General features: G+C 73.0%; 8 protein-coding genes. 3 read left to right on the top strand and 5 right to left on the bottom strand.

Annotated elements, in window-relative coordinates:
- The 3 genes from ASF38_RS19305 to ASF38_RS08955 all read left to right on the top strand — a co-directional run.
- A partial coding sequence (locus ASF38_RS19305) for an iron chelate uptake ABC transporter family permease subunit (RefSeq protein WP_235497573.1) occupies positions 1 to 251 on the top strand: 251 nt, incomplete at its 5' end.
- Positions 248 to 1,291 carry an iron chelate uptake ABC transporter family permease subunit gene (locus ASF38_RS08960; protein ID WP_235493091.1) on the top strand — a complete coding sequence of 348 codons (1,044 nt, stop codon included), beginning with the start codon at positions 248 to 250 and terminating at the stop codon, positions 1,289 to 1,291. The genes ASF38_RS19305 and ASF38_RS08960, both read left to right, overlap by 4 nt.
- On the top strand, positions 1,288 to 2,154 hold the full coding sequence (locus ASF38_RS08955) for an ABC transporter ATP-binding protein (RefSeq protein ID WP_056575260.1): 867 nt from the start codon (positions 1,288 to 1,290) through the stop codon (positions 2,152 to 2,154). The genes ASF38_RS08960 and ASF38_RS08955 overlap by 4 nt, the downstream gene beginning before the upstream one ends.
- 3 nt (positions 2,155 to 2,157) lie before the next feature.
- On the opposite strand, the gene ASF38_RS08950 is transcribed toward ASF38_RS08955, so the two are convergent.
- The 5 genes from ASF38_RS08950 to ASF38_RS08930 all read right to left on the bottom strand — a co-directional run.
- Entirely contained in the window at positions 2,158 to 3,078 is a 921-nt protein-coding gene (locus tag ASF38_RS08950; protein WP_056575258.1) for an NAD(P)-dependent oxidoreductase, read from the bottom strand.
- The gene (locus tag ASF38_RS08945; protein WP_056575253.1) at positions 3,075 to 3,923 is read right to left on the bottom strand and encodes a class II fructose-bisphosphate aldolase; all 849 of its coding nucleotides are present in this window, start codon (positions 3,921 to 3,923) and stop codon (positions 3,075 to 3,077) included. The genes ASF38_RS08950 and ASF38_RS08945 overlap by 4 nt, the downstream gene beginning before the upstream one ends.
- Complete coding sequence (locus tag ASF38_RS08940; RefSeq protein ID WP_056575251.1) at positions 3,910 to 5,406, bottom strand: FGGY-family carbohydrate kinase; 1,497 nt, start codon at positions 5,404 to 5,406, stop codon at positions 3,910 to 3,912. The genes ASF38_RS08945 and ASF38_RS08940 overlap by 14 nt, the downstream gene beginning before the upstream one ends.
- Complete coding sequence (locus ASF38_RS08935) at positions 5,403 to 6,305, bottom strand: MurR/RpiR family transcriptional regulator (protein ID WP_056575248.1); 903 nt, start codon at positions 6,303 to 6,305, stop codon at positions 5,403 to 5,405. The genes ASF38_RS08940 and ASF38_RS08935 overlap by 4 nt, the downstream gene beginning before the upstream one ends.
- Positions 6,302 to 7,039, bottom strand: a 738-nt coding sequence (locus tag ASF38_RS08930) for an MBL fold metallo-hydrolase (RefSeq protein ID WP_082480652.1), incomplete at its 5' end; no start/stop codon positions are given. The genes ASF38_RS08935 and ASF38_RS08930, both read right to left, overlap by 4 nt.

The raw sequence follows: 7,039 nt of genomic DNA, 5'->3' as shown, positions 1-7,039 counted from the left end.
CCGCCGCGTGCGGACCGATCGTGTTCGTCGGGCTGATCGTCCCGCACGTGGCCCGCGCGATCTGCGGACCCGACTACCGCTGGATCCTGCCCTACACCCTGCTGCTGAGCCCGGTGATCCTGCTGTCGGCCGACGTGCTCGGGCGGGTGCTGGTGAGCCCCAGCGAGCTCCAGGTCGGCGTGGTGCTCGGGGTGCTCGGTGCGCCTGCGTTCATCGCGCTCGTCCGCTACAAGAACCTGGCCCAGCTGTGAGCGCCGCGACCACGCCCCTGCGCGACGCGGTCCGCGCGCAGCGCCGCGGCCACCGAGCCCGCACGACGGCCATCACCGCAGGTCTCGCGGCGCTGGCGTTCGCGCTGTTCGTGGCCACCATGATGATCGGCACCTTCCGGCTCACTGCCTGGGAGGTGGTCGGGAGCGTCTTCCGGCTCACGGACGACCCGAGCGTCGACTTCATCGTGCTCGACCTGCGCCTGCCCACGGCCGCCACGGCGGTGGGCGTGGGCCTCGCGCTCGGTGTCGCGGGCCTCGTCTTCCAGCGGCTGCTCGCCAACCCGCTGGCCTCGCCCGACTTCGTGGGCATCTCCGGTGGCGCCAGCCTGTTCGCCGTCTCGACGATCCTGTTCTCCACGTGGGGTGCGGTCGCGACGTCGGGCATGGCACTGCTCGGGGCCGTGCTCGCCGCCGTCGCGGTGTACCTGCTGGCCTGGCGCGACGGCATCACCGGCTACCGGTTCATCCTCATCGGCATCGGCCTGTCCGAGCTGTTCGTGGCGCTCACCGGCTACGTGATCGCGAAGGCCGAGCTGAGCGACGCGCGCGAGGCGATGACCTGGCTCGTGGGCTCGGTCGGCTCGGCCGGCCCGTTCGAGCTGCGCGCGCTGCTGATCGGCGTCGCGGTGCTGCTGCCGGTCGTGCTCGTGCTGTCGCGGCGGCTCGGCGCGCTCGAGCTCGGCGACGACGCGGCGTCCGCGCTCGGCGTGAGCGTGGAGCGATCGAGGCTCGTCCTCCTCGCGCTGTCGGTCGTGCTCGTGGCGCTCGCCACCGCCGCGGCCGGCCCCGTCGCCTTCGTGGCGCTCATCTCCGGACCGATCGCGATCCGGCTCGTCGGCAACGCCGCCAGCCTGCCGGCGGCCGCCTTCGTCGGTGCCGTCATCGTGCTCCTGGCCGACCTCGTCGCGCAGCACGCCCTGCCCGTCGCCCTGCCCACCGGGGTGATCACCGGCGCCGTCGGCGCCCCCTACCTCATCTGGCTGCTCGCCACCGTCAACCGGGAAGGACGCGGAGGATGACCACCACCAGCACCGGCCGCACCCATGACCCCCGCACCCATGAGCTGAGAGCGCAGGACCTCACGCTCGGGTACGCCGAGACCGACGTCGTGTCCCGCCTGGACGTGGAGATCCCGCCCGGCCGGATCACCGTCATCGTCGGCGCCAACGCGTGCGGCAAGTCGACGCTGCTGCGGGGCCTCGCCCGGCTGCTCAAGCCGCGCCACGGCACCGTCCTGCTCGACGGGACGTCGGTGCACGAGCAGCGCTCCGCCGACGTCGCCCGCATCGTCGGCCTGCTGCCGCAGACGCCCGTCGCGCCCGACGGCATCACGGTGGCCGACCTGGTGGGTCGTGGCCGCTACCCGCACCAGGGATGGTTCCGCCGCTGGAGCCCGGAGGACGACGCAGCCGTCGCCGAGGCGCTGGAGGCCACCGGCACCGCCGACCTCGCCGACCGCCCGATCACGGGGCTGTCGGGCGGACAGCGCCAGCGCGTCTGGGTGGCCATGGCACTCGCGCAGGACACCGACCTGCTGCTCCTCGACGAGCCCACCACCTACCTCGACATCAACCACCAGGTGGAGCTGCTCGACCTGCTCACCGACCTCAACCGCGAGCACGGCAAGACCATCGCGATGGTGCTGCACGACCTCAACCTCGCGTTCCGCTACGCCGACCACATCATCGCCATGAAGCACGGCGAGATCGTCGTGGAGGGCAGCCCGTCCGACGTCATCGACGCGGCCGTGGTGGAGGACGTGTTCGGGCTCGCCTGCCAGGTGGTGCCCGACCCCGTGAGCGGCACGCCGCTCGTCGTGCCGCGCAGCCGTCACCACGTCGGCGGGCTCACGTCCGAGGCGGAGTCACCGGCCGCCGTCTGATCCTCAGCATTCGGCGAGCTCCGCGAGCAGGTTGTCGACCGCCGCGTCCGCCGCGCGCCGCGAGCTCTCGGCGGTGGCAGCACCGAGGTGCGGGGTCGGCACGACGCGCGGGTGGGCGAGCAGGGCGGAGGCCGGTGGTGGCTCCACCGCGAACGCGTCGACGCTGTACCGCGACACGTGGCCCGCCTCGAGACGTGCGAGGAGTGCCACCTCGTCCACGAGAGTCGAGCGGGCGGTGTTGAGGAGCACGACGTCGTCACGCAGGAGACCGACGCGTCGCGCGTCGAGCAGCGGTCCGTCGGGTCCCGGCGGCACGTGCAGGGACACCACCTCGCTCGTGCCGAGGAGGGTGTCCAGCTCGACCAGGGGCACGTCGGCATCGTCGAGGAACGGGTCGTGGGCGACGACCTCCATGTCGAGCGCGCGAGCGAAGCGGCCGAGGTGTCGGCCGATGGCCCCGTAGCCGACGATGCCGAGTCGGCGTGCCTCGACCTCGCGGCCGGCCGTCCGCTCCCAGGTCCCGGATCGCAGTGCGGCGGACGCCTCGGTCACGCCGCGCAGACCCTCGATCATCAGTCCGAGGGCGAGCTCCGCGACGCCTCGGGCGTTCGCGCCGCGCGCCGTGAGCACGGTGACACCGGCCGCGTCTGCCGCACGGGGGTCGATGGCGTCGCGGCCTGCGCCGTTGCGGCTGATCACGCGGAGTGCGTCGGCGTGCTGCAGCACCTCCGGGCCGATCGGCTCGACGCCGGCGACCCACCCCACCGCCCCTGGGACCGCCGCCACCAGCTCGGCGGTGGTCGGCTGACGACCGGGAGCCGGTGTGACGACCTCGTACCCGGCCGCTGTCAGACGGTCGATCGCCGCGGAGGGACCCGGGGCGGACAGGGATCGAGGCGTCACCAGGACGCGGCGGGCGGTCATGCCGCCGTCCCGCGAGCGCCGAGGACGCCGAGCAGGCGCTCGACCTCGAGGGCCATCGCCTCTCTCGCGGGGCGCACGTAGCCGCGCGCGTCCAGCAGCTCCGGACGAGCGTCCAGCTGGTCGCGCAGGGCTGTCGTGAAGACCTTGTTGAGGTGCGTCGCGATGTTGATCTTCGTCATCCCCCGGGTCACGACCTCGCCGAGAGTGGCGTCGTCGACGCCGGAGGACCCGTGCAGGACCAGTGGCACGGGCACGGCAGCGGCGATGGCGGCCACGAGATCGAGGTCGACCGCGGCGTCGCGTGTCGCCATGGCGTGGGAGGTGCCCACCGCGACCGCGAGCGAGTCGACGCCGGTGTCGAGGCAGAACCGGGCAGCGTCCTGCGGGTCGGTCCGGGCGCCGGGCGCGTGCACGCCGTCCTTGCCGCCCACCTCGCCGAGCTCGGCCTCGACGGCGACGCCGGCCGCGTGGCAGTGCGCCACGACTCGTCGGGTGACCTCGCGGTTCTCCTCGTCGGGCAGCTTCGAGCCGTCGAACATCACCGACGTCAGGCCGAGGTCGACCGCCTCGTGCACGAGGCCCACGTCCTCGGCGTGGTCGAGGTGCACGGCCACGGGCACGGTCGCCGCCTCCGCCAGGGCGATCGAGGCGAGCGCGATCGGCCGCAGGGACCCGTGGTAGCGCACCGCGTTCTCGCTGATCTGGATGACCAGCGGCGCCCCGGCTGCTTCTGCGCCTGCAACGAGGGCTTCTGCGTGCTCGAGGAGCGTGGTGTTGAAGGCGCCGACGCCATGACCCGCAGCACGTGCGGACAGGACGAAGGTTCGGGGGTCAACGAGCGGCATGGTCCTCCTCGGGACCGGGGACCCGGAGGTCCGCGAGGGAGCGGGCCGCCGCACGGGCGGCCTCGAAGCGCGCCCGAGCGAGCGCGTGGTCGGGGTGGGGCCGGGGATCCACCCGGAGCGCGACGGTGCGTGCCGCGTGGAGCGGGCTCGTGTCGTCCCAGACGCCGAGACCGAGCCAGCCGAGCGCCGCCGCGCCGAGCGCCGCGCCGTGCTGCTCGGCAGCCGGTCGCTCGACGCCGCGACCGAGCAGGTCGGCCAGAACCTGGAGGACGAAGGCGCTGCGCGCTCCTCCACCGAGGGCGGTCACGCTGTCGGAACGGTCGCCGAGCAGCTGCGTCGCGGCGTCGGCCAGCCCGAACCCGATGCCCTCCACGAGGGCGCGGGCGAGGTCTCCGTGGGTGTGCCCGAGGTCCAGGCCGAGGAAGCTGCCCCGGACGCGGGGACCGCCCTCGAGCACGGTCCCGCCCGCAAGAGTGGGGGCACAGGCCAGGCCATGCGCACCTACGGGGGACGCTGCCGCCTCGTCGAGGAGGTCTGCGACGTCACGGCCGAGGAGGTCGGCGAGCCAGCCGAGGCTGCTCCCGCCCCCGAAGATCGACAGGGCAGAGACGTACAGGTCCGGCAGCACGTGGTCGAAGACGAACGGGCGCCCCACCGCGTCCAGAACCGGCTCGACGGAGGAGACGGAGAACCAGTTGGAGGAGCCCAGCGACAGGTAGGACCGACCCTCGGTGTCCAGCCCGGCGCCCAGTGCCATGCACGAGTTGTCCACCCCGCCGCACACGACCGGCACGCCGACCGGGATGCCGGTCGCCCTGGCCGCGTCGGCACGGACGCTGCCCACGACGTCGGTGGACGCGACGATGTCGGGCCACCAGGACTGCGGGACGTCCAGCGCCGTGGTCGTCGCCCGGTCGTAGCACCGTCGGCGCAGGTCGTAGGTGCCCGAGCCCGACGCGTAGCTCGGGTCGGTCCGACGCGCGCCGGTGAGTCGCAGGTTCACCCAGTCCTTGCTGCCGAGCAGCTGGGACGTGCGGGCGGCGACCTCCGGCTGCTCGGCGCGCAGCCAGGCAGCCTTGAACACGGTGTACATGCCCGCCGGGAAGCCGTTGCCGGTCCGGTCGTACCAGTCGTGCTCGGAGACCGTCGCGAACCAGTCCTGGGCGGCGCGCTCCCCGCGGGTGTCGGACCAGATGGGCACGGAATCGAGCAGCGTCGTGCCCTCGGCGTCGACGGGGACCATGGCGAGGCTGTGGCCGGAGAGTGCGACGGCCGCGACGTCGTACCCAGCCTGCAGCAGCGTCCGGCAGGACCGCGTGACGGCAGACCACCAGTCCGCAGGACGCTGCTCGTGTCGGCCCGGACCCGGGTAGGTCGTCGGATACCCCTCGAAGCTCTCCGCGAGCACCGTCGCCGACTGGTCGACGAGTGCCGCCTTGCACCCGCCGGTGCCGAGATCCAGCGCCAGGACGACGTCGGTCACGGGCCGTCCCCTCGTCCCGGTCCCAGGACCACGTCGACCTCCGCGCCCGACCGCATGCGCGACAGGCGCGACTTCATCAGCTGGATGTCCTCCAGGACCGACGCGTCACGGCGCAGCAGCACCATGGTGGCCAGCACGTCGATGACGACGAGCTGCGCGAGCCGGGAGATCGTGGGAGTGAAGACGTCGGTGTTGTCGAGGGACTCGACCACGAGCGAGACGTCACTCAGGTCGGCGAGCGGTGACGGCCCACCGGTGATCGTCACGACACGAGCGCCACGCTCCCGGGCGACGCGCACGGTGTCGAGGATCGAGACGGTCCGCCCGGTGTTGGAGATCGCGACGAAGACGGTCGTCGGCGTCGCGGTCGAGGCCGCGATGAACTGCTGGTGGGTGTCCACCGGTGCGGAGCACGGGACGCCGAACAGCGGGAACTTCTGCTCGGCGTCGGTGGCCACGACGCCCGAGGCGCCCAGCCCGACGAAGACAAGATGGCTGCCGGCCGCCAGGGTGTCGACGGCGGTCTCGAGCGCTCCGACGTCCAGGTGGCGCCGGACGTGGTCCAGGGAGGTGATCGAGAAGTCGAAGATCTTCGAGACGGTCGTCGCGGCGTCGTCCTCGGGCTCGATGACCGACTGCGTGGCTGGGATGCCGAGCGCGACGCTCTGCGCGAGCTGCAGACGGAAGTCGTGGAAGCTGTCGCACCCGATGGCGGCCGCGAACCGGACGATGGTCGGCTGGCTGACGCCGGCGGCCTCGGACAGGTCCGCCAAGGTCATGTGCACGACCGCCCGCGGACGGTCGAGCACCACCTGAGCCACCTTGCGCTCGGACCGCCGCAGGTCCTCCAGCTGCTCGGTGATGCGAGACAGCACCGTTCCTGCACCGATGGTGGTCATGCGCGGACCTCCGTCAGGTCGAGGGCTGACCCGTGCTCGGGCACCGTGACGCGCACGCCGGCCGCCGTGGCGAGGTCGAGGTCGAAGGACGCGGGATCGGCCGTGTTGAAGTCGAACATGCCCCAATGATGTGGCACCAGGTGCTCGATCCCGGCCGCCTCGCAGACCCGCACGGCCTCCGCGAAGGTGAAGTTGCCCGGCACGCCGTGCTCCCGCCGGTGGGCGTCGCGACCGTTCACGGGCAGAAGGGCCACGTCGACCGCGTGGTGGCGCAGCCGCTCGACGAGGCCGTCCCAGGGGACGCAGTCACCGGAGTGGTAGACGGTGCGGCCGGCTGCGGTGATGACGTAGCCGAGGAAGTGGTCGTGGCCGTGCGCGTCGACGACGCGGTCCTCGTGCGCGGACGGAACGGCGGTGACGGTGAACCCACCGAGCTCGTGCCGCTCGCCGTCGGCCAGCGGCACGAGGCGCTCGGGACCGACCTGGGCCCGCGCGAGCGCCTCGTCGGTGACGGCGCGCGGGCACACGAGCAGGGTCCGCGGCTGGTGTGCCAGGAGGGGTCGGAGCGTGCCCGGGTCCATGTGGTCGGTGTGCGCGTGGGAGGTCGTGACCGCCACCAGCTGCGGCAGCTCGTGCGGCGCCACGGGCGCGGGCCGCAGCCGGACGTGCGGGAACAGCGTCCCCGCGTACTTCGCGGCGAGCGAGTCAGAGAGGTAGGGGTCGACGAGCAGGTG

Source organism: Aeromicrobium sp. Leaf272, from assembly GCF_001422865.1.
Taxonomy (GTDB): Bacteria; Actinomycetota; Actinomycetes; order Propionibacteriales; family Nocardioidaceae; genus Aeromicrobium.
This window is presented reverse-complemented; position numbering and strand designations above follow the sequence as displayed.